General features: G+C 72.1%; 20 protein-coding genes. 15 read left to right on the plus strand and 5 right to left on the minus strand.

Features of this window, described 5'->3' with window-relative positions:
* Positions 1–123: 123 nt before the first annotated feature.
* A complete protein-coding gene (locus LWF15_RS06985) occupies positions 124–1,491 on the plus strand; it encodes an LLM class flavin-dependent oxidoreductase (protein ID WP_232809557.1) in 1,368 nt (455 codons plus the stop codon).
* A gap of 48 nt (positions 1,492–1,539) precedes the next feature.
* Here LWF15_RS06985 and LWF15_RS06990 read toward each other — a convergent pair whose 3' ends face one another.
* Genes LWF15_RS06990 through LWF15_RS07000 form a run of 3 tightly spaced genes read right to left on the minus strand, consistent with a single transcriptional unit; the run spans position 1,540 to position 4,185 of the window.
* Entirely contained in the window at positions 1,540–2,403 is an 864-nt protein-coding gene (locus LWF15_RS06990; RefSeq protein ID WP_232809558.1) for a sulfurtransferase, read from the minus strand.
* A gap of 49 nt (positions 2,404–2,452) precedes the next feature.
* Positions 2,453–3,469, minus strand: coding sequence for an LLM class flavin-dependent oxidoreductase (locus tag LWF15_RS06995; protein WP_232809559.1), 1,017 nt, complete (start codon positions 3,467–3,469; stop codon positions 2,453–2,455).
* Positions 3,466–4,185 carry a GntR family transcriptional regulator gene (locus LWF15_RS07000; protein ID WP_232809560.1) on the minus strand — a complete coding sequence of 240 codons (720 nt, stop codon included), beginning with the start codon at positions 4,183–4,185 and terminating at the stop codon, positions 3,466–3,468. Before LWF15_RS07000 ends, LWF15_RS06995 begins: the two co-directional genes overlap by 4 nt.
* 270 nt (positions 4,186–4,455) lie before the next feature.
* On the opposite strand from LWF15_RS07000, the gene LWF15_RS07005 reads away from it, so the two are divergent.
* From LWF15_RS07005 to LWF15_RS07025, 5 genes are read left to right on the plus strand one after another with little or no spacing between them, the layout of a single operon-like run.
* Positions 4,456–5,088 carry a uridine kinase family protein gene (locus LWF15_RS07005; protein WP_232809561.1) on the plus strand — a complete coding sequence of 211 codons (633 nt, stop codon included), beginning with the start codon at positions 4,456–4,458 and terminating at the stop codon, positions 5,086–5,088.
* 11 nt (positions 5,089–5,099) lie between these two features.
* Positions 5,100–6,161: an ABC transporter substrate-binding protein gene (locus tag LWF15_RS07010; RefSeq protein WP_232809562.1), complete on the plus strand. Its 1,062-nt coding sequence runs from the start codon at positions 5,100–5,102 to the stop codon at positions 6,159–6,161.
* A complete protein-coding gene (locus LWF15_RS07015) occupies positions 6,161–7,093 on the plus strand; it encodes an ABC transporter substrate-binding protein (protein WP_232809563.1) in 933 nt (310 codons plus the stop codon). The genes LWF15_RS07010 and LWF15_RS07015 overlap by 1 nt, the downstream gene beginning before the upstream one ends.
* The gene (locus tag LWF15_RS07020) at positions 7,090–7,878 is read left to right on the plus strand and encodes an ABC transporter permease (protein WP_232809564.1); all 789 of its coding nucleotides are present in this window, start codon (positions 7,090–7,092) and stop codon (positions 7,876–7,878) included. Before LWF15_RS07015 ends, LWF15_RS07020 begins: the two co-directional genes overlap by 4 nt.
* Positions 7,875–8,615: an ABC transporter ATP-binding protein gene (locus tag LWF15_RS07025; RefSeq protein ID WP_232809565.1), complete on the plus strand. Its 741-nt coding sequence runs from the start codon at positions 7,875–7,877 to the stop codon at positions 8,613–8,615. The genes LWF15_RS07020 and LWF15_RS07025 overlap by 4 nt, the downstream gene beginning before the upstream one ends.
* Here LWF15_RS07025 and LWF15_RS07030 read toward each other — a convergent pair.
* On the minus strand, positions 8,596–9,300 hold the full coding sequence (locus LWF15_RS07030; RefSeq protein WP_232809566.1) for an NAD(P)-dependent oxidoreductase: 705 nt from the start codon (positions 9,298–9,300) through the stop codon (positions 8,596–8,598). The two genes, LWF15_RS07025 and LWF15_RS07030, sit on opposite strands and share 20 nt — an antisense overlap.
* 4 nt (positions 9,301–9,304) lie before the next feature.
* Entirely contained in the window at positions 9,305–10,375 is a 1,071-nt protein-coding gene (locus LWF15_RS07035; protein WP_232809567.1) for an LLM class flavin-dependent oxidoreductase, read from the minus strand.
* A gap of 390 nt (positions 10,376–10,765) precedes the next feature.
* On the opposite strand from LWF15_RS07035, the gene LWF15_RS07040 reads away from it, so the two are divergent.
* The 9 genes from LWF15_RS07040 to LWF15_RS07080 are packed head-to-tail and all read left to right on the plus strand — an operon-like array spanning position 10,766 to position 20,704.
* Positions 10,766–11,605, plus strand: a complete 840-nt coding sequence (locus tag LWF15_RS07040) for an LLM class flavin-dependent oxidoreductase (RefSeq protein WP_232809568.1) — start codon at positions 10,766–10,768, stop codon at positions 11,603–11,605.
* A gap of 5 nt (positions 11,606–11,610) precedes the next feature.
* Positions 11,611–12,498, plus strand: coding sequence for an LLM class flavin-dependent oxidoreductase (locus LWF15_RS07045; protein ID WP_232809569.1), 888 nt, complete (start codon positions 11,611–11,613; stop codon positions 12,496–12,498).
* Positions 12,495–13,577 (plus strand): LLM class flavin-dependent oxidoreductase, encoded by a 1,083-nt coding sequence (locus LWF15_RS07050; RefSeq protein WP_232809570.1) that lies wholly within the window; start codon positions 12,495–12,497, stop codon positions 13,575–13,577. The genes LWF15_RS07045 and LWF15_RS07050 overlap by 4 nt, the downstream gene beginning before the upstream one ends.
* Positions 13,574–14,704 carry an LLM class flavin-dependent oxidoreductase gene (locus tag LWF15_RS07055; protein ID WP_232809571.1) on the plus strand — a complete coding sequence of 377 codons (1,131 nt, stop codon included), beginning with the start codon at positions 13,574–13,576 and terminating at the stop codon, positions 14,702–14,704. Before LWF15_RS07050 ends, LWF15_RS07055 begins: the two co-directional genes overlap by 4 nt.
* Positions 14,705–14,759: 55 nt before the next feature.
* Complete coding sequence (locus LWF15_RS07060; RefSeq protein WP_232809572.1) at positions 14,760–16,397, plus strand: ABC transporter substrate-binding protein; 1,638 nt, start codon at positions 14,760–14,762, stop codon at positions 16,395–16,397.
* Positions 16,394–17,368 (plus strand): ABC transporter permease, encoded by a 975-nt coding sequence (locus LWF15_RS07065; protein WP_232809573.1) that lies wholly within the window; start codon positions 16,394–16,396, stop codon positions 17,366–17,368. The genes LWF15_RS07060 and LWF15_RS07065 overlap by 4 nt, the downstream gene beginning before the upstream one ends.
* Complete coding sequence (locus LWF15_RS07070; RefSeq protein ID WP_232809574.1) at positions 17,365–18,273, plus strand: ABC transporter permease; 909 nt, start codon at positions 17,365–17,367, stop codon at positions 18,271–18,273. Before LWF15_RS07065 ends, LWF15_RS07070 begins: the two co-directional genes overlap by 4 nt.
* Positions 18,267–19,895, plus strand: coding sequence for an ABC transporter ATP-binding protein (locus tag LWF15_RS07075; RefSeq protein WP_408622743.1), 1,629 nt, complete (start codon positions 18,267–18,269; stop codon positions 19,893–19,895). The genes LWF15_RS07070 and LWF15_RS07075 overlap by 7 nt, the downstream gene beginning before the upstream one ends.
* A complete protein-coding gene (locus LWF15_RS07080; protein WP_232809576.1) occupies positions 19,892–20,704 on the plus strand; it encodes a DUF1684 domain-containing protein in 813 nt (270 codons plus the stop codon). The genes LWF15_RS07075 and LWF15_RS07080 overlap by 4 nt, the downstream gene beginning before the upstream one ends.
* Positions 20,705–20,706 lie beyond the last annotated feature (2 nt).

Here is a 20,706-nt window from a genome sequence, read left to right on the forward strand (position 1 = left end):
TCGGTCGGCCCTGACGGGCTTGTCTATAAAACTAGTATAAAAAGCGGCGGAGGGCACGCGTCCGAGACGAGCAACACGTTCCCGGGTGGACGAGCCGGCCCGGCGGCGAATTAGGCTGCCCGCATGAGCACCCCACGCATGCGCCTGAACGGCTTGCGGCAGAACACGGTTGGGCACACGGCGATGGGTCTGTGGCGGCACCCGGACTCCCGGGCCCACGAGTACCGCACGATCCGCCACTGGGTGGAGACCGCCCAGATCCTCGAACGCGGCGGTTTCGACTCGCTGTTCATCGCCGACGTCCTGGGGCCGTTGGAGGTCTATCAGGGCAAAGTGGACGCGGCCCTGCGGGACGGCGCCCAGACCCCCTCGGGCGACCCGCTGCTGCTGATCCCGGCGATGGCGGCCGCCACCCGCCGGATCGGCTTCGCCGTCACGGTGTCCACCACCTACGCCCAGCCCTACGCGCTGGCCCGCACGATGACCAGCCTGGACCACCTGACCGACGGCCGGATCGGCTGGAACGTGGTCACCTCGGCGCTCGACTCCGCGGCCCGCAACCTCGGCCTGGACCAGCAGATCCCGCACGACGAGCGGTATCTGATCGCCGACGAGTTCATGGACGTGGCCTACAAGCTGTGGGAGGGCAGCTGGGAGGACGGCGCGGTGGTGCACGACGTGGAGGCGGGCGTGTTCGCCGACCCGGCCAAGGTGCACGCCGTCGGGCACGAGGGCAGGTACTTCCGGGTGCCCGGGATCGCCCTGGCCGAGCCTTCGGTGCAGCGCACCCCGGTGATCTTCCAGGCCGGAAGCTCACCGGCCGGAAGTTCTTTCGCCGGCAAGCACGCCGAAGGTGTGTTCCTCAGCACCTACAAGGCCGAGATGGCCCGCGACCTGGCCCGGCGATTCCGGGCCGAGGCCGCCGCGCAGGGCCGCGACCCGCAGTCGCTGAAGATCTTCGCGATCGCCACCGTGGTCACCGGGGCCACCGACGAGGACGCCCGGGAGCGGCTGGCCGGCCTGCAGCGCTACGCCTCGCTGGAGGGCTCCCTGGCCCGCTGGAGCGCGCTGCTGCACATCGACCTGTCCGTCCTGGACCCGGACGTGCCGCTGGAGCACTCCGAGACCGAGGGGATCCGGGGCCTGGTCGACGTGTTCACCCGGATGGACCCGGACCGCACCTGGACACCCCGCTCGCTGGCCGAGTTCGTCGGAGTGGGCGGCGGCGGGCCGCTGTTCGTCGGCTCGCCCGGCTCGGTGGCCGACCAGATGGAGGCCTGGATGGAGACCGCCGGGATCGACGGCTTCAACCTGGCCGACCCGATCCCGCCGGCCGGGCACCGCGAGTTCGTCGACCTGGTGGTGCCGGAACTGCGCCGCCGGGGCCGGGTCTGGGACGAGTACGAGGGCGACACACTGCGCGAGTACTTCCGCGGCAAGGGACTGGCCCGGGTCGCCGACGACCACCCGGCCGCGGCCTACCGCCGCTGAGACCGGTCTGCTCACCGGGCCCCGTTCTGCGGGGCCCGGTGCAGTCGGTCAGCCGGTCTGCAGGGGCAGTTCGGGCCGGGCCGACCACTCGGCCAGGGAACCGTCGTAGAGCGGCACGTCGTGCCCGGCCAGGAACCAGCTGAACACGACGGTGGTGGCCGAGATCCCGCCGCCGCAGTAGGCGACGGACGTCTCGGCGTCGTACTGCTCCAGGGCCTGGGCGCGCTCGGAGGCCTCACGCCAGCGCAGGGTCTGCGGGTCGACCAGATCGGTCCAGGGCAGGTTCACGCTGTCCGGAATGCGCCCCGGGCGGCTGTAGGACGTGGTGCCTTCACCACGGAAGACCTGGGGCGACAGGGCATTCACCAGCTGTGCTCCCTGGCCGGCTTCGACCCGGGCCAGCACGTCCTCGAGGGTGACCACGAGTTCGGGCCGCGGGCGGGCGGTCAGCGTGGCGGCGGGCAGGTGCACCGGGCCGGATTCCAGCGGCAGCCCGGCCGCTTTCCAGCCGGGGAGCCCGCCGTCGAGCACCGAGACGCTGTCGTGCCCGAGATAGTGCAGCAGCCACCACAGGCGGGTGGCCCACATCGGTGAGTTGCGGGCGTAGACGACCACGTGCGTGTCGTCGCCGATGCCGCTGGCGCCCAGAGCGGTTGCCAGGTGGGTGGGTTCGGGCAGAACAAATGGACGGGGGGTGTCGGCTACCGACAGATTCCCACCGATGTCGGCGTACCCGGCTCCGGGGAGGTGTTCCTGCTCGTACTCGTCACGACCGGAGCGCACCTGGTACGGCCCGCCGCCGGGCGGCCGGTCGAGATAGGTGGTGGCGTCGAGGATGCGCAGGCGGGGGTCGCCGAAAACTGCGTGCACCTGGGGCGGCGACGCCAGCGGGGGCAGGAGGGGTTCGGGCACGTCGGCGGCCTTTCAGGTGTTCCGGTGTTCCGTTATTCCGGTGGAGGTTTCAGGCTGCGGACGGCGCGTGCGGGGTGCGCAGATCCAGCCGCGGCAGCAGGAGTTCGGTGAGCGACTCCACCTGGGCCGGAACGTCGGTGCTGAGTGGCTCGATGGCCAGGTGCGTGGCCCCGGCCTCGGCGAACCGCCCGGCCAGGTCGGCGGCCTGCTCGGGCGAGCCGATCGCGGCGATGTCGCCCAGGTCGTCGACGCTCACCCCGCGCGGGGCGCTCTGGAACCAGCGCTCGCGGGCGTCGGCCCGCACGGCCTGCTGGTCGAGACCGACGTTGGTGTTGAGGAAGACGCAGATCTCCAGCGGGCCGGTGGCCTCCGGACGCAGCTGCGCCCGGAGTTCGTAGAGCCGATCCACTCGCCGGCGCAACTGTTCCGGCGTCACGTTGAACGTCATCCAGCCCTCGCCCAGGCGGGCCACCCGGCCGAGCAGTCGGTCGAGCGTGACCGGCCCGGCGGTGGGGGAGGGGTTGGCCGCCACCCAGATCGGCAGTGGCCGCTGGACGAAGCCGGGGCCCAGGTCGAGATCGTCGACCTGGGTGAAGGTGCCGTGGAACGACGTGGCGCCGTTGCTGACCTCCCGCAGGAAGGCGACCGCCTCCTCGAACCGGGCCACCTTCTCGGGGTAGTCCAGGCCGAACGTGCGCAGTTCGTTCTCGACCGCCTTGCCGGTGCCGTTGCCCGGGCAGGCGGCCAGCAGCATCCGGCCCTGCGAGAGCGCGTCCAGGTCGGCCCACTGCCGGGCCACGGTGACCGGGTGCCGGAACCCCAGCGAGGCCATGCAGCCCACGCCCAGCCGGGCCCGCCCGGTGCGGGCGGCGAGCGCGGCCAGCAGCACCCCCGAGTCCAGGAAGGGCAGGGCCATGATCGAGTCGGCCACCCACAGGGTGTCCCACTCGGGGCGGGCGTCGGCGTACTCGGCCAGGCGCAGGATCACGTCGTGGCCGTAGTTGGTGGGGCGGTGACGCACGGGTAGGACGAGCCCGGCGCTGAGGCCGGAGACGTTGCTGGTCAACGGGTCTCACTTCCGAAGCGGTGCAGGCGTACCTCGCGGGCCCGGGTCAGGTGCTCGATCATCGCGGCCCGGGCGTCCTCCGGTCGCCGGTCGCGGATCGCGGCCAGGATGCGCTCGTGCTCGTCCCGGGTCTGTTCCAGGTCGGGTGCGGTCTCGCGGGTGCCGCGGTCGTAGATGCGCAGCTGGGCGGTGAGGCGCTGCAGCAGGGTCTCGATGGTGCGGTTGTGCGAGGCCCGCCAGATGGTGGCGTGCCAGGCGGAGTGGGTGCTGCGCTCGGCGTCGGCTGCCTCTTGTCCGGCCGGCTCGCTCTCCGCCAGGTCGGCGTGGGCGGCCAGCACGGCGGCGTGCAGGTGGTCGAGGCGGGCCAGGTCGAGCTCGCCCCGGCGCTCGGCCGCCCCCGCGGCGGCCTGCCCCTCGAGCACGATCCGGGCCTCGTACACCTCGAGCACGTCCTCCGGGGTGCCCGAGCGCACCCGGTAGCCCCGGCCGGCCTTCTCGACCAGGCCCTCGTGCTCGAGCCGGGCCAGCGCCTCCCGCACCGGGGTGCGCGAGACCTTGTAGCGCTCGGCCAGGGGCACCTCCTGCAGTACCGCGGTGGCCCCGAACTCCCCGGCCAGGATGTCCGACCGGACCTGTTCGAACAGCGTGCCCGGGGCCGGGGCGTGGCCCTCGTCGGCAGCCGGGGAGGCCTTGGCGGGGGCGGTTCGGGCGGGCATGAGGCGCACTCCTCAGCGGCTGGTCAGCAGGCGGGCCAGAGCGGGCGGACGGTCGGGAACGGGCCGAGCATACCTGTGTATACATGGGCATGCGAACTTGTTGACATTCTCGACAGGATTGATTCAGTATTCGGAGGCGGCGTCCTCGGTGCGGAGGTCGTCGCAGGTCAGGAGCGGTCCTGACACCAGGGCTGCCGACTCGTCGCCGGGGGCACCCCGGATGTTCGACGGTCCGCTGTCGCCCACCCCCTTGTTCCCCAGGAGCTCTCCGTGCAGACCGATCTTCGTCAGGACGCCCTCGGGCTGCCCTCGCGGTCTGTTCTGCACACCCTGGTGCGGCTGGTCCGGCAGAGCCCGCCCTCGGCCGGCGGGACCCGCCTGGTCGCCGTCGACGGACGCTCCGGCTCCGGCAAGTCCACCCTGGCCACCGACCTGGCCGCGGAACTGTCCGCGCCCCTGGTCCGCCTCGACGACCTCTACGAGGGCTGGGACGGTCTGCCCGGGGTGGGGGATCTGCTGCGGGAGTGGATCGCCGATCCCCTGGCGGCCGGCGGCCAGGCCCGCTGGCGCCCCTACCGCTGGGACACCGCCACCCGCGACGAATGGCGCACTGTGCCGACGTCCTCTGTTCTGGTTCTCGAAGGTTGTGGGGCCGGAAGTGCCGCCCTGCGCGACCACCTGGCCCTGCTCGTCTGGGTCGAGGCGAGCGCCGACGTGCGTCTGCGCCGTCTGCGCGGGCGCCCCGACTGGACCGGCTACCGATGTCACCAGGCCCGCTGGGCCGCGGCCGAGCAGGCCCTGCTGGACCGCGAGAACACGCCCGGCCACGCCGACGTCGTCGTCCACAACGACTCCACCCCCGCCACCCTCACCTTCCCGGCTCCCACGCCCCCTACTCTGTAACGGACCTCACGATGACCAGTTCTCTGACCAGGCTGACCCGACGCAGCCTTTTGGCTGCTACCTTCACCGCCACCGTGTTCGCGGCGTCGGCCTGCGGCGGTTCCTCCTCGGCCTCCTCCGAGGCCGGCGAAGGTGGGCTCACCGAGGTCACGGTGGCCCTCAGCTGGACGCCGAATACCGACTACACCGGCGTCTTCGCCGCCGACGAGCTGGGGTACTACGAGGACCAGGGCATCAAGCTCAAGGTCATTCCCTACTCCTCGACCGCGCCGGAGACCCTGGTGGCGCACGGGCAGGCCGACTTCGGCTTCTCGTACCAGGCCGGGGTGACCTACGCCCGGGCCGCCGGCCAGGACGTGGTGGCGGTGTACGCGCCGAACCGCAAGGGCACCTACGCCATCTCGGTGAGCGCCGACCGAGACGACATCCAGAGCCCGAAGGACCTGGACGGCAAGACCTACGCCGGGTTCGGCTCGCCGGACGAGGGCCCGCTGCTGAAGTACGTGATCCAGCACGACGGCGGCAAGGGCGACTTCAAGAGCATCGCCCTGGACACCTCGGCGTACCAGGCCGTCTACAGCAAGAAGGCCGACTTCACGATCCCGGTGGTGACCTGGGAGGGTGTCGAGGCCGAGCGCTCGGGCAAGCCGCTGAAGAACTTCGCCCCCACCGACTACGGCTTCCCCGACCAGTACTCGGTGCTGCTCGCCTCGGGCCAGAAGTACCTGGACGCCAACCCCGAGGTGACCAAGAAGTTCCTGGCCGCCACGGCCAAGGGCTACAGCTACGCCGCGGACGAGCCGGACAAGGCCGCCGACCTGCTCGTGCAGGCGAACAAGGCGCAGCTGAGCGATGCGGAACTGGTGCGGGCCAGCCAGAACCTGCTGGCCTCGGAGGGGTACCTGAACACCGAAGCGGGCCACGTCGGGGTCCAGGACGAGGAGTTCTGGAAGAACTACGGCTCGTTCCTGTACGAGAACGGCCGGCTCACCGACTCCGACGGCAAGGCCCTCACCGCCGAGCCGGACTGGACCACCTACTACAGCAACGACTACCTGGCGAGCGGGAACTGATGAGCGCACGACTGCGTGTGGTGCTGGAATACCTGCACCCATGGACGAATTCGGCCGGCTTCTTCGTGGCCAGTCACCAGGGCTGGTTCACCCAGGAGGGGCTGGACGTCGAACTGACGGTGGCCGACCCCTCGCGGGGTGACTCGCTGGCCTACCTCTCCCGCTACGAGGCCGATTTCGCGGTCTTCCCCAGCAACCGGCTGCTGGTGCGCCGGGCCGCGCACGAGCCGCTGAAGGCGGTCGCGGCGATCAACCACCGCGGGATGGAGACCATCCTCACCACCACCGCGACCGGTATCACCCGGCCGCGTGAGCTGGAGGGGCGCCGGCTGGCCCTGAACCCGACGCCCCGGGGCCTGGCCATGGTGCGTCACCTGGTCGAGGCCGACGGTGGTGACTTCGACCGCGTGGTCGTGGTGAACAGCGGCGCCCGGGAACTGCTGGCCGACGACGTGGCGGCCGGCGAGGTGGACGCCACCTTCGGCAACTACTGGGCCTGGGACGCGCTGCTCGGCCGGCTTCCCCTGGAGGACCGGGTGATCTGGCCGGTCGACGACATCGGGGCCCCGCCGTACCACAGCTACCTGCTCGGTACCCAGGAGTCGACCCTGCAGCGCAACCCGGTGCTGGTGCGCTCGCTGCTGGCCATCGTCGAGCGCGGCTACCTGGCCGCCCGCGACGAACCGGGCCTGGCCCTGGAGGCTTTCGAGCGGTACGTGCCGTACTTCCCGCGCGAGACCCTGCGCGCCTCGCTGGAGCTCATCACGCCCACGTGGTTCCACGAGGGCCGCTGGGGGCAGGTGCGCGCCGAGCTGGTCCAGCCGTATGCCCAGTGGCTGGCCGACTACGGCGTCCTGCCCAGCGCCGCGGGCTGGGAGGACTCGTTCACCGACGAGTTCCTGCCCAGCCAGGTGGGAATCGCAGCGGCATGACCGGCTTGCGGGTTCCCCGGGCGGGCGTGGTCGTGCCGCCGGTACTGCTGGTGCTGTTGCTCCTGGCCGTCTGGGAGGTCTACGCGGCCACCGCCGGGCCCGGCCCGGACGTGCTGCCCACCCCCTCGCGGGTGGTCGAGCAGGGCTGGGCCGACCGGGAGAACCTGCTGGCCAACACCTGGCCCACGCTGCGCGCCACGGTGATCGGGCTGCTGCTGTCGATCCTGGTCGGGTTCGCCTTCGCGGTGCTGGTCGATCTGTCCAGCCTGGCCCGGAGGGCGGTGCTGCCGGTGCTCGTGGTCAGCCAGACCCTGCCCCTGGTGGCGCTGGCGCCGCTGGTGATCGTCTGGTTCGGGTTCGGCCAGTTCCCCAAGATCCTGCTCATCGTGTTCGTCAACTTCTTCGCCACCACACTGAGTTTCGTGGAGGGGTTCCGCTCGGCCGACCCGGACAGCGTGGCCCTGCTGCGCTCGATGGGGGCCGGGCGGTGGCGGGTGTTCCGCACCGTGCGGCTGCCCTCGGCCCTGCCCTACTTCATGGCCGGTCTGCGGATCGCGATCACCTACTCGGTGGTCTCGGCGATCTTCGCCGAGTACGCCGGGGCGGAGGCCGGGCTCGGCGTGTACATGCAGTTCGCCAAGAACACCTTCCGCACCGACCTTGTGCTGGCCGCGGTCGGGGTCACCGCCGCGGTGACCCTGCTGCTGTTCGGCCTCAGCTACCTGATCGAGCGGATCGCCCTGCCCTGGGCCCATCTCGTCCGTGCCGGGGAGGCGCAGTCATGAACGCTCTGAGCATCAGCGGCCTCGACGTCACCCTCGGCGGTCTGCCGGTGGTCCGCGGCCTGGAACTGCACGCCGAGCCGGGGGAGTTCGTCTCCATCCTGGGGCCCAGCGGCAGCGGCAAGAGCACCACGTTCGGGGTGCTCACCGGCGCCCTGAAGCCGGACGCCGGCGACGTCCGGATCGAGGGGAACGAGCTGAACGGCAAGGCTTCCCGGGTGGCGTTCATGCCGCAGAAGGACGCGCTGCTGCCCTGGCGCACGGTGATGAACAACCTCACGCTCGGCCTGGAGGTGCGCGGCAGCAAGCGCGGCCCGGCCCGCGAGAAGGTCAGGCCACTGCTGGAGCCGTTCGGGCTGAAGGGGTTCGAGGACAAGTACCCGGCCCAGCTGTCCGGGGGCATGCGGCAGCGGGCCGCCCTGCTGCGCACGGTCGCCCAGGAGCAGCCGGTGCTGCTGCTGGACGAGCCGTTCGGGGCGCTGGACGCGCTGACCCGTTCGGAGATGCAGCGCTGGCTGGAGCAGATGTGGGAGCAGTACCGGTGGACGGTGCTGCTGATCACCCACGACGTGCGGGAGGCGCTCTACCTCTCCGACCGGGTGTACGTGTTCAGCCCGCGCCCGGCCCGGGTGGCGGCCGAGATCGTGGTCGACTTCCCCCGGCCGCGGACCCCCGAGCTGCTGGCCGATCCGGAGTTCGCCGCGCTGGAGGCCCAGCTGCTCAAGCAGCTGATCGGCTGAGCACGGCGACCTGCTCGCGGTGGCGGGTTGGCCGCTCGACCTCGTCCAGGACGGCCACGGCCAGATCGGCGTAGGAGAGCGCGGCGCCGGCCCGGCCGGGGTCGAAACGGTGGTCGCCGAGCAGGTAGCCGCCGGTGCTCGCCGCCTCGGCGGAGAGCAGTGGTGGCGGGGCCAGCACCAGCCAGTCCAGTTCGCCCGCCTCCTCGTCCAGGGTCTGCACGCCGGCCGCGTGAGCCTCGGCGAACGGCCTGAGGGTGGGCGGGAACAGGGCGGCGTCGTCGAGAACCCGGCCCCCGGCGTGGGACAGCGTGGCGAAGAGGCCGACCACGACCAGGCGTTCTCCGCCCGCCGCCTCCAGCGAGTCCAGCGCCGCGCGGCCGACCTTGCTGTAGAAGCCGGGGTCGAAACCCTCGAAGCTCGCCGGCGGGGCGGTGAACGGTGAGACGGTGCTGACCCAGCCGGCCGGGGCGGTGGTCAGGCCCAGCCGGGCGGGAGTGAGCCGGGCCGGGGCCAGAGCGTTGCCGGCGATCACTCGCACGCCCTCGGCGCCGGACAGGTCGGCGGCCCGGGCCGGGTCGCGCACGACTGCGACCACCGGCCGCCCGCGGCGTACCGCCTCGGCGACCACCGCGCGGCCGGCCCGGCCTCCGGCGCCGGTGACCACGAGAGGACTGTCCTGGGACATTCGATCAGCTCCTGACTTCCGTGGTGTGCAGTTCGGTGGTGAGCAGGGGGAGGAGTTGATCGCCGAGGCGGGCCACCTCTTCCCGGTACGGGGTGTCGGACAGGATGAAGTGGGTGATGCCCAGCTCCCGGTAGCGGTGCAGGGCCTGGGCCACCTCGGTGGCCGAGCCGACCAGCCAGGTGCTGGCCGCGCCGCCGGCCCCGGCCGGGCCGGGGGCGGTGTACAGGCAGGAGTCGAGCACCTCGCCGCGCTCGGCCAGGTCGTACAGCCGGCGCTGGCCCACCGCGTGCTCGCGGTTGCCCTGCCACCAGGGCTCGGGCTCCTTGCCGCGCAGGGCGGCGACCCGGGCCTCGGCGTCGGCCCAGGCCTGCTCGCTGGTGTCGCGGACCAGCGTGGTGATGCGCAGCCCGAACTCCAGCGGAGCATGGCGGCGCCCGGCGCTGAGGCGGCGCAGGCGGTCGATGCGCTCGGCCAGGGCCTCCAGGGGCTCACCCCAGAACAACTGGACGTCGGCCTCGGCGGCCGCGACGCGTTCGGCGGCCTCGGAGGCACCGCCGAAGTACAGCCGGGGTGCGGTCTGCGGGCGGAGGGCGAGGGACGACCTCGTGACCTGGTAGAAGCGGCCGTCGTGGGTCACCTCCGGCTCGTTCCACAGGCGGCGGACCAGCTGCATGAACTCGGCGGTGCGGGCGTAGCGCTCGGGCGAGGCGGTGACGGCGTCGCCGTAGGCGGCCGGCTCGTCCAGCCCACTGACGATGTTGACCAGCAGCCGTCCGTTGCTGAGGCGGTCGAGAGTGGCTGCGGCCGAGGCGAAGTGGGCCGGGTCCCAGTAGCCGGGCCGGACCGCCACCAGGGGCCGGAACGTGGTGGTGCGGGCGGCCAGCGCGGTGGCCACGGTGAACGTGTCGGGCCGGCCCCAGCTGGTGCCCAGCAGGGCGCCGGACCAGCCGTGCCGCTCGGTGAGGCGGGCCAGGTCGGTGGAGTACTCCAGCGAGCCCCAGCCGTCGCCGGTGTCGTCGCCGCGGTGGCCGGGCTCCACCGTGTTCGGGATGTACCAAAGCAGTTCCGGGCCCATCGGTCTCCGATCCGTGCGAGCTGTCCGGCAGTACCGTTGAACCTACATTGTCTACAGAAATGATTGACAATGCGTGTCACGGAACGGACACTTGTGGTCATGAACCGCGGGCCGCTGTTGACGAAGGTGCGCTGGGTAGACCTGCTGAGGGTCTCCAGCGCCCGGTGTCGACCGTGCGTCCCGCCCCGTTGATCGTCTGAAATCTTCGGCCGGGCAGGGGAACAGCGCAGGCCGGTTCTTCGGCGGAGTGCCCCGGAACCGTCAGGCGTAACCCCGCCCGGCGTCTTCTTCACCCATCTTCACGCGCCTTTCACCAGGGGTGCGGTGGCCGGCGCGCCCTGATCGGTGGCCGGCCGTCCCATCTCCGCTCGTCCCACGAGGAGCCCGGGCATGACCGTGCACATTCCCTTCTTCCTGACCCTTCCCAGCAGCGCCCAGGACGAGCCCGGCCGGGCCGTCGCCCTGGCCCGCCAGGCCGAGTCCAGCGGCCTGCAGGCCGTCCTGGTCGACGGTCAGGACGCCGAGCCCACCACGCTGCTGGCCCGGCTCGCCGCCGTCACCGAGCGCATCGGGCTGATCGGCACCCTCTCGGCCGGCTACCACGACCCTCTCGAACTGGCCCGCCGCCTGGGAGATCTCGACTACCTCAGCGGAGGCCGGATCGGCTGGCGCGTCGCCGACGACACCGGTGCCGCGAACGGCCGCAACTTCGGCCTGCGCGAACTGCTCACCGCCGGGCAGCAGGCCCGTCGCCAGGCCTCTCTGGTGGAGTCGGTGGTGGCCCGCTGGGACGAACGCACGGAACTGCGCTCGCCGCAGGGCCGCCCGGTCCTGGTCGGTGGCGCCGACGTGGTCAGCGCCGACGTGGTGCTGCTGTCCGAGTCCGACGGGCGCCTGCCCGCCTCCCGCGGTGAGATCCGCTCCCGCACGGCCTTCCTCGGCCGCGGGCCGGACTCGGTGCTGGTGCTGGCGGAGGTCGTCACCGGTACCGGGGCCGGGCCCGACGCCGACCGGATCGAGGCCCTGGTGAAATCCGAGGACGTGGACGGCGTCAGCGTCGTCCCCCTCGACGCCGAGGCCTTCTTCGAGCAGCTCGTGCCCGAGCTGCGCGGCCGCGGCCTGATCGGCGCGCAGGCACCGTACGGGACGCTGCGGGGAAGTCTGGGCCTGGACGCCCCGGCCCCGGTCGTCCCGGCCGGGTTCGGGTTGTCGCTCGTCGGAAGCCGGTGAACGCGATGAGTCTCGTCGTCGTCCTCGACCTGGCCGTCGGTGACGGTCTCACCCTGCACCAGGCCGCCGAGGTGGCCGACGCCGCCCGCGACGCCGGGGTCTCGGCGATCCGGGTCAGTGACGGCCCGCCCGGGGAGCTGGCCCTGCTCGACGCCGGAGCGGTGGCCTCGTTCCTGGCCGCCCGCCATCCGGACCTGAACTGGATCGTGGACGCCCCGACCACCCACAACGCGCCCTACAACCTGGCCCGGCGGAGCATCGCCCTGAACCGGGCCACCGGCGGGCGGGCCGGCCTGGCGCTGCGGGCCGGAGACGGTGACGACGTCACCGAGACCCTGGCCGAGGACCTGCCCCGCCCCGGGCTGCCGGTGGACGTGGGCGGAGCCGCCCGGCCCCACCGCTGGACGGAGTACGCGCAGATCCTGGCCGGCCTGTGGGGGAGCGAGCCGGTCGACCACGACGGGCGCTTCTACCGGGTCGCCGCCGACCCGGTCGGAGAGGGGCGCCCGGTGCTGGTGGCCGACGCCCGCGACCACGTGAACTGGGTGGAGGCGGCCCGGCTGGCCGACGTGTTCGTGGTGCCCCGGATCGAGCTGGTCGACGGCGGCAACACCCGCCTGACCGACGCGGTGTGGCACTCCGGGCGCCGCCGCGACCAGATCACCCTGCTGGCCCGGGCCGGGATCGTGCGGGAGAACGGCCGCTCCACGGCGGCCGAACTGGGCCGCTGGGCCACCGCCCACGCCCTCGACGGCCTGGAACTGGCCACCACCGGTGGCCGCGACGAGCTGCTGGGAGTGCTGCGCTCGGTGGTGCCCCGGCTGGAACCGGTCACCGGCGCCACCCTGCGCGCGGCCCTCGGCCTGCCCGAAGGGGTCGTGGTGCCGGCGTGAAGTTCCTGCTCAGCACCCTGATCGTGCACGCCCCCGACCCGGTCACCGGGGTCCAGAAATCCACCTTCGACCGGTTCCGGGAGGTGATCGACAAGGCGCTGCTGGCCGAGGAACTCGGGTTCGACGGCTACGGCGTGGGCGAACGCCACGAGCGTCCGTTCATCTCCTCCTCCCCGACCGTGGTGCTCAGCCACCTGGCCGCACTGACCCGGCGGATCCGGCTGTTCACCACGGTGACCACGCTCAGCCTGCTCGACCCGGTGCGCGCCTACGAGGACTACGCCACGCTGGACCACCTCTCGCAGGGCCGGCTGGAGCTGATCATCGGCAAGGGCAACGGGGCCGCCCAGCGCGAGCTGTTCCAGGTGACCCCGGAGGACCAGTGGGAGCGCAACGCCGAGTCCTACGAGGTGTTCCGGCGGCTGTGGCGCCAGGACAAGGTCACCTACGACACCCGGTTCCGCCCACCTCTGCACGAGGCCGAGGTCTGGCCCCGGCCCCTGCAGCAGCCGGTGCGGGTCTGGCACGGCAGCGCCACCAGCCGTGAATCGGTCGACCTGGCCGCGCGTTACGGCGATCCGCTGTTCTCCGCCAACGTCACCAACCCGATCGGGCCCTACGCCGAACTGATCGCCTACTACCGCGAGCGCTGGGCGCACTACGGGCACGACCCGGCCCGGGCGGCGGTGGGCTCGGGCACCGCCGGATATCACGCGGCCCACCGCTCGCAGGACGCGGTGGCAGCCTACGCCCCGGTCTTCGCCGGCTACCTGCAACTGCAGGAGAAGCTCGGCGTCGCACCGGTGTTCCCCACCCTCGAGGACTTCGTGGAGCGCAGCTCGGCCCTGGTCGGCAGCCCCCAGCAGGTGATCGAGAAGGTGCACCGCTACCACGAGCAGTTCGGCCACAGCGTGATCAACCTGTCCGCCGACGCCAACGGCCTGCCCGACCACCAGCACCGGGCCGGCCTGGAGCTGTTCCAGGCCGAGATCGCCCCGGCCCTGCGCCACACCCTGCCCGACCCGCCCTGGGAGTGGGCCCCCGCCCGCCCCGCGGCAGAACAGGAGCTCGTCCCATGACCACCACCCCGCTGGGCATCCTCGACCTGGTCCCGATCTCCACCGGATCGACCGCGGCCAGGGCGATCCGCAACAGCACCGACCTGGCGCAGCGGGCCGAGCAGCTGGGTTACGCCCGCTTCTGGTTCGCCGAGCACCACCTCAACCCGGGCGTGGCCGGCACCTCGCCGGCCGTCCTGCTGGCCCTGGTCGCCGGGGCCACCTCGAGCATCCGGCTGGGCTCGGGCGCGGTGCAGATGGGCCACCGCACAGCCCTTTCCGTGGTGGAGGACTTCGGCCTGCTGGACGCGGTGCACCCGGGGCGTTTCGATCTCGGGCTGGGACGCAGCGGCGGGGCGCCGCGGGCGCCTCGCCAGGTGACCGACAAGACCCCGGTGGTGGACGGGAAGACCGCGAACGGCCTGGTGATCCCGCCGCCGTTCGACTTCCGGCCGCTGCTCGGCTCGCCGCGCTTCCTGCTGCAGAAGCAGTTGCTGGCCCAGCCGGGGGCGCACCCGCAGGACTACGACGAGCTCGTCGGCGACGTGCTGGCCCTGATCGAGGGCACCTACACCTCGGCCGAGGGCGAGCCGGGTCATGTGATCCCCGGTGAGGGCGCCGACCTGCAGCTGTGGGTGCTGGGCAGCAGCGGCGGCGAGAGCGCCGAGGTGGCCGGCGAGCGGGGCCTGCGCTTCGGGGCCAACTACCACGTGGCCCCCTCCAGCGTGCTCGAGGCGGTGGACGCCTACCGGGCGGCGTTCAAGCCCTCCACCGGCGTCTCCGGGCTGGACCGGCCCTACGTGACGGTCTCGGCCGACGTGGTGGTGGCCCCGCAGGAGGAGCAGGCCCGGGAACTGGCAGCCGGCTACGGCGCCTGGGTGCGCAGCATCCGCACGGCCGAGGGCGCCATCCAGTTCCCCACCCCCGAGGAGGCGGCCCAGCACGTCTGGAGCGACGCCGACCGGGCCCTGGTGCAGGACCGCCTCGACACCCAGTTCGTCGGCACCCCCGGCCAGGTCGCCGACCAGCTGGAGCGGCTGCGCGACGCCACCGGGGCGGACGAGCTGCTGATCACCACCATCACCCACGACCACGCCGACCGGGTGCGTTCCTACGAGCTGCTGGCCCAGGAGTGGCAGCGCCGCTGAGGCCGCCCGGCCCACCGACACAACTCGCAACTCATGGACGAGGAGTACCCCTTTCGTGGGAAGAACCCTGAAGCACGCCCTTGACCGGCGGGTCGTGACCGCCGGCCTGACCGTCTCCCTGCTGGCCCTGGCCGGTTGTGGTTCCGGCTCCGACGCCTCCGCCGAGGCGGCCGGGGGCGAGCCGGTCTCCGGCGGGACACTGACCTTCGCCGTCGGCTCCGACACCGGCTGCGCCGACCCCCAGCAGGTGGCCAGCAACGACTCGATCTACTCGGTGCGCCAGCTGGTCGACTCCCTCACCGACCAGGACCCGGAGACCGGCGAGATCGTGCCCTGGCTGGCCGAGAGCTGGGAGATCAGCGACGACGCCCGCAGTTTCACCTTCCACCTGCGCGACGGGGTGACCTTCAGCGACGGCAGCGAGCTGACCGCCGAGGTGGTCAAGGCCAACTTCGACGCCGTCCCCGACCTGGGGCCGCTGGCCAACCTGGCCACCGGCTACCTCACCGGGGTGGAGAAGGTCACCGCCGAGGACCCGCAGACCCTGAACGTCACCTTCGCCCAGCCGAACGCCCAGTTCCTGCAGGCCACCTCGACCCACTCGCTCGGCGTGGTGTCCCTGGCCAGCACCGAGCTGAGCCCGCAGGAACGCTGCACCCAGGGCATCGTCGGCTCCGGGCCGTTCACCCTGGCCGAGTACGCCCCCAACCAGTCGGCCACCCTGCGCAAGCGCACCGGCTACGACTGGGGCTCCTCGCTGTGGAAGAAGAAGGGCGAGGCCTACCTGGACGAGGTGGTGTTCAAGGTGCTGCCCGAGTCCGGGGTGCGCACCGGCAGCCTGCAGTCCGGGCAGGTCGACGCGATCGGCAACGTGGGCCGGGCCGACGAGGCGGCGCTCGAGGCCTCCGGGGCCACCCTGCAGGCCCGGGCCAACCCGGGGGCGGTCTTCAACCTCGGGGTGAACAACTCCCGGCCCGCCCTGTCCGACGAGAAGGTGCGCCAGGCCCTGCGTCAGGCGATCGACCGGCAGCAGGTCGCCGACACGGTGTTCAACACCGGCACCGAGCCGGCCACCAGCATCCTGGCCCGCACCACCCCCGGCTACACCGACCTGTCCGCCGAACTGGGCCACGACCCGGAGAAGGCCAAGACGCTGCTGGAGGAGGCCGGCTGGAAGGCCGGGGCCGACGGAATCCGCGCGAAGGACGGCCAGAAACTCAGCCTCACCGTGGCCTGGTTCGCCAACTCGCCCACCAACCAGCCCGCCCTGGAACTGATCCAGCAGCAGCTGCGCGAGGTCGGCGTGGCGGTCGAGCTGAAGCAGTACGAGATCGCCCAGGGCGCCGAGGTGCAGCAGTCCGGCAACTTCGACCTGATGTGGGGCAACCTGACCCGCGCCGACCCGGACATCCTGCGCTCGCTGTACTCCACCGGGCTGGCCAACACCTACCGGATCCCGGCCACCGGCCTTGACGACACGCTGACCGACCAGGCCGGCACCGTGGACGAGGCCGCGCGCAAGGAACTGGTCGCCGGCGCGCAGGAGGCGATCGTGCAGAACGCGTTCGTCATCCCGGTGGTGGAGCTGCAGACCAAGCTCGGGATCGCGGCCGGCGTGCACGACCTGAACTTCGAGGCCTCCAGCCGGATCCAGCTGCACGACACCTGGCTGAGCGGGGGCGGGCAGGGATGAGCCGGTACGTACTCCGCCGGCTGGCGCAGGCGGTCGGGGTGCTCTGGGCGGCCTACACCCTGTCGTTCTTCATCCTGGTGCTGCTGCCCGGTGACCCGGTCTCGGCGACGGCCGGGGCGGGCCTGGACTCCGCACCGGTCGACCCGGCCCGGCTCGAGGCGCTGCGCGCCGAGTACGGGTTCGACCAGCCGGTGCCGGTGCAGTACGCCGAGCACCTGGGCCGGGCGCTGACCGGTGACCTGGGCGACTCGGTGGCCACCGGGCACCCGGTCACCGAGATGATCCTCGACGCCCTGCCCCAGACCCTGCTGCTCACCCTCAGCGCCCTGGCCCTGGCCGTGGTGTTCGGCGGCGGCCTGGCCCTGGCGGCCACCTACAGCTCCCGGCGGGGGGTGCGGCAGTTCCTGCTGTCGCTGCCCCCGCTGGGGGTCTCGGTACCGACCTTCTGGATCGGGCTGATGCTGGTGCAGTTCTTCTCGTTCCGGAACGCCTGGTTCCCGGCCTTCGGCAACGACGGCCTGCGCGGGCTGATCCTGCCTGCCATCACGCTGGCCGTGCCCACCGGGGCGCAGATCGCCCTGGTGCTGGCCAAGAGCCTGAGCACCACGCTGGACGAGCCGTACATCGAGACGGCCCGGGCCAAGGGCGCCGGGCGGGTGCACGTGCACCTTCGGCACGCCCTGCGCAACGCCTCGCTGCCGGCCCTGACCGTGGCCGGGCTGCTGGTCGGCGCGCTGATGGCCAACGCGGTGGTGGTGGAGACGGTGTTCTCCCGTAACGGCCTGGGCCGGGTCACCCAGGCCGCGGTCTCCGCCCAGGACATCCCCGTGGTGCAGGGCGTGGTGGTCTACGGGGCGCTGGTCTTCGTGGTGGTGAACCTGCTGGTCGACCTGGTCTACCCGGTGCTCGACCCGCGCATCGTGCTGGCCGGGCCCGCCACCCCCGGCGCCCCGAGGACGGTGACGGCATGACCGGCCAGATCCTCACCGAACCCCTCGGCACCACCACGGCACCCTCGGCCGAACCCGCCCCGGCCCGTCCCCTGGGAAGCCGCTCCCGACGCACCCTGACGTTCCTCGCCCGCAGGCCCGCACTCGTCCTTTCTCTGGTCGTGGTGGTTCTGGTGACCGTGGCCGCCTTCGCGCCGGGGGTGTTCACCGACACCGACCCCACCCGCGGCGTCCCCGAGGAGAACTTCCAGGCACCCGGCGCCGCGCACTGGTTCGGCACCGACAGCCTGGGCCGCGACCTGTTCGCCCGGATGGTGCACGGGGCGCAGCTGTCGCTGCGGGCCACCCTGATCGCGGTGCTGTTCGCCTTCGTGGTGGGCGGTCTGCTCGGCCTGGTGGCGGGTTTCGTCGGCCGCTGGGTGGACGACGTGATCATGCGGTTCGTGGACGTGGTGCTGTCCATCCCCACCCTGTTCCTGTCCCTGGCCGTGGTCACCGCCCTGGGCTACGGCACCACGAAGGTCGCGGTGGCGGTGGGGGTGGCCAACGTGGCCGGCTTCGCCCGGGTGATGCGGGCCGAGGTGCTGAAAGTACGCACCGCACTGTACGTCGAGGCCTCCCGCGGAGTCGGCGCCCGCTGGCCCACCGTCCTCGGGCGGCACGTGCTGCCCAACAGCCTGGGCCCGGTGCTGGTGCTCGCCACCCTCGAGTTCGGCACCTCGATCCTGGCCGTGTCCAGCCTGAGCTTCCTCGGCTACGGCGCCCCACCACCGGCCCCGGAGTGGGGAACGCTGATCTCCGACGGCCGCAACTACCTGGCCAACGCCTGGTGGCTGACCACCCTGCCCGGCCTGACCATCGCCGCCACGGTGCTGGCCACCAACCGGATCGCGCGCGCTCTCGAGACCGAGGTGAAGCAGTGGTGAGCCAACCGCTCCTGAGTATTCGCGACCTCGCGGTCTCCTACCGCACACGTTCCGGATCGGTACCCGCGGTGCGGGGCATCGACCTGGAGGTGCACCCGGGCGAAACCGTTGCCGTGGTGGGTGAGTCGGGGTCGGGCAAGAGCACCACCGCCCACGCCGTCGTGCGGCTGCTGTCCGCCAACGCCCAGATCGACCACGGGGTGGTCGAGTTCGACGGGCAGGAACTGCAGAACGCTCCCGAGCGTGTGCTGCGCAGCGTGCGTGGAGCCGGGATCGGCCTGGTGCCGCAGGATCCGGCGGTCTCGCTGAATCCGGTCAAGCGTGTGGGTGAACAGGTCGCCGAGGTGCTGCGCCTGCACTCGGTGACCACCCGCAAGCAGGCCGCCGGGCAGGCGGTCGAGATCCTGGCCAAGGCCGGGCTTCCGGACCCGGCCACCCGGGCCCGGCAGTACCCGCACGAGCTGTCCGGCGGTATGCGGCAACGGGTGCTGATCGCCATCGCCATCGCGGCCGGCCCCCGGCTGATCATCGCCGACGAGCCGACCAGCGCCCTGGACGTGACCGTGCAGAAGGTGATCCTGGACCACCTGCAGCACCTGGTGGCCGAGTCGGGGGCGGCGGTGCTGCTGGTCACCCACGACCTGGCGGTGGCGGCGGACCGGGCCGACCGCATCGTGGTGATGTCGCAGGGACAGGTCGTCGAGACCGGCCCCACTGCAATGGTGATGGGCAACCCGCAGCACGAGTACACCCAGCGCCTGCTGAACAGTGCCCCCAGCCTGCGCCCGCCCCACCGGGCCGAACCCCGCGCCGGCGGCGGGCGCCTGCTCGAGGTCGAGAACCTGGCCAAGGAGTTCCCGCTACCCCGAACCGCGGACGGCCCGAAGTCGGTGAAAGCCGTTGACGGTGTGAGCTTCTTCGTCGATCATGGCGAAACCCTGGCTCTGGTCGGGGAGTCCGGCTCGGGCAAGTCGACCACCGGGCGGCTGGCCCTGCGGCTGAGCGACCCGACCGCCGGGACCATCCGGTTCGACGGCGCCGACATCACCCACGCGGGAAAGGGCGTCACCCGGCAACTGCGGCGCCGGGCCCAGCTGGTGTACCAGAACCCCTACGCCTCGCTGGATCCCCGCTTCACCGTGGCCGAGATCATCGAGGAACCGCTGCGGGTGTTCAAGGTCGGCGACCGGGCCTCCCGCCGCGCCCGGGCCGGCGACCTGCTGGACCGGGTCGCCCTGCCGGGTTCCGTGCTCGAACGCCGCCCGGCGGAACTGTCCGGTGGGCAGCGGCAGCGGGTGGCGATCGCCCGGGCCCTGGCGCTCTCACCCGACCTGGTGGTCTGCGACGAGCCGGTCTCCGCCCTCGACGTCTCGGTGCAGGCACAGGTGCTCGACCTGCTTGTGCAGCTGCAGGCCGACACCGGGGTGGCCTACCTGTTCATCTCGCACGACCTGGCCGTGGTGCGGCAGCTGGCCCACCGGGTGGCGGTCATGCGCAACGGTCGCATCGTCGAGACCGCGCCCACAGAAGAACTCTTCACCCGTCCTCAGCACGAGTACACCCGAGAGCTCCTGGCCGCGATCCCGGGCCGGGAGAACCAGATCCAAGGAGTGCAGGCATGAGTGCCCCCACCGTCGACGACCTCACTCACGAATGGCAGGAATGGCGCCGGGGCCGGGAGGCGTCGCTGTCGGACCCGCACGGCTTCCTGGCCGTCACCAGCCTGAACTGGCTGACCGAGGAACCGCAGCGGTTCCCGGACGCCCCGGGGGAGTGGTCGACCGGTCCCGAAGGCCCCACCGTGGTCCTCGGCCCCGACGAGAAGATCCAGGTGGACGGGGTGACCCGGATCGGGCGTCACGCGTTCGGGGTGATCCCCGAGCGCGACGGCATCGACGTGGTCTGGGGCGAGGCGGTGATCGAGGTGGCCCGGCGTGGCGGCTTCGACATCGTGCGGCCCCGCCACCCCGACAGCGCCCGGCTGCAGGCCTACACCAGCACCCCGGCCTACGAACCGCAGCCGCGCTGGGTTCTCGAGGCCCGCTACCGGCCCTTCGACCAGCCTCGCCCGGTCAGGGTCGACGCCGCGGTGGAGGGGCTCGAGCACATCTACCAGGCGCCGGGTGAACTCAGCTTCGAGATCGACGGTCAGCCGCTGACTCTGACCGCCTTCGAGGGACGCACCCCGGGCAGCCTCCTGGTGCTGTTCACCGACGCCACCTCCGGCGTGACCACCTACGCAGCCAACCGCTCGCTCCCGGTGCCGGTACCCGACGAAGACGGCCACGTCGTGATCGATTTCAACCGGGCCGCCAACCTGCCCTGCGCCTACACCCCTCTCGCCACCTGCCCGCTGCCACCGCCGGAGAACCGCCTGCCGGTGGCGGTCGAGGCCGGCGAGAAGACCCCCCACCAGAACAACGAGATTTAGGA

This window comes from Kineosporia rhizophila, assembly GCF_021277265.1.
Classification (GTDB): domain Bacteria; phylum Actinomycetota; class Actinomycetes; order Actinomycetales; family Kineosporiaceae; genus Kineosporia; species Kineosporia rhizophila.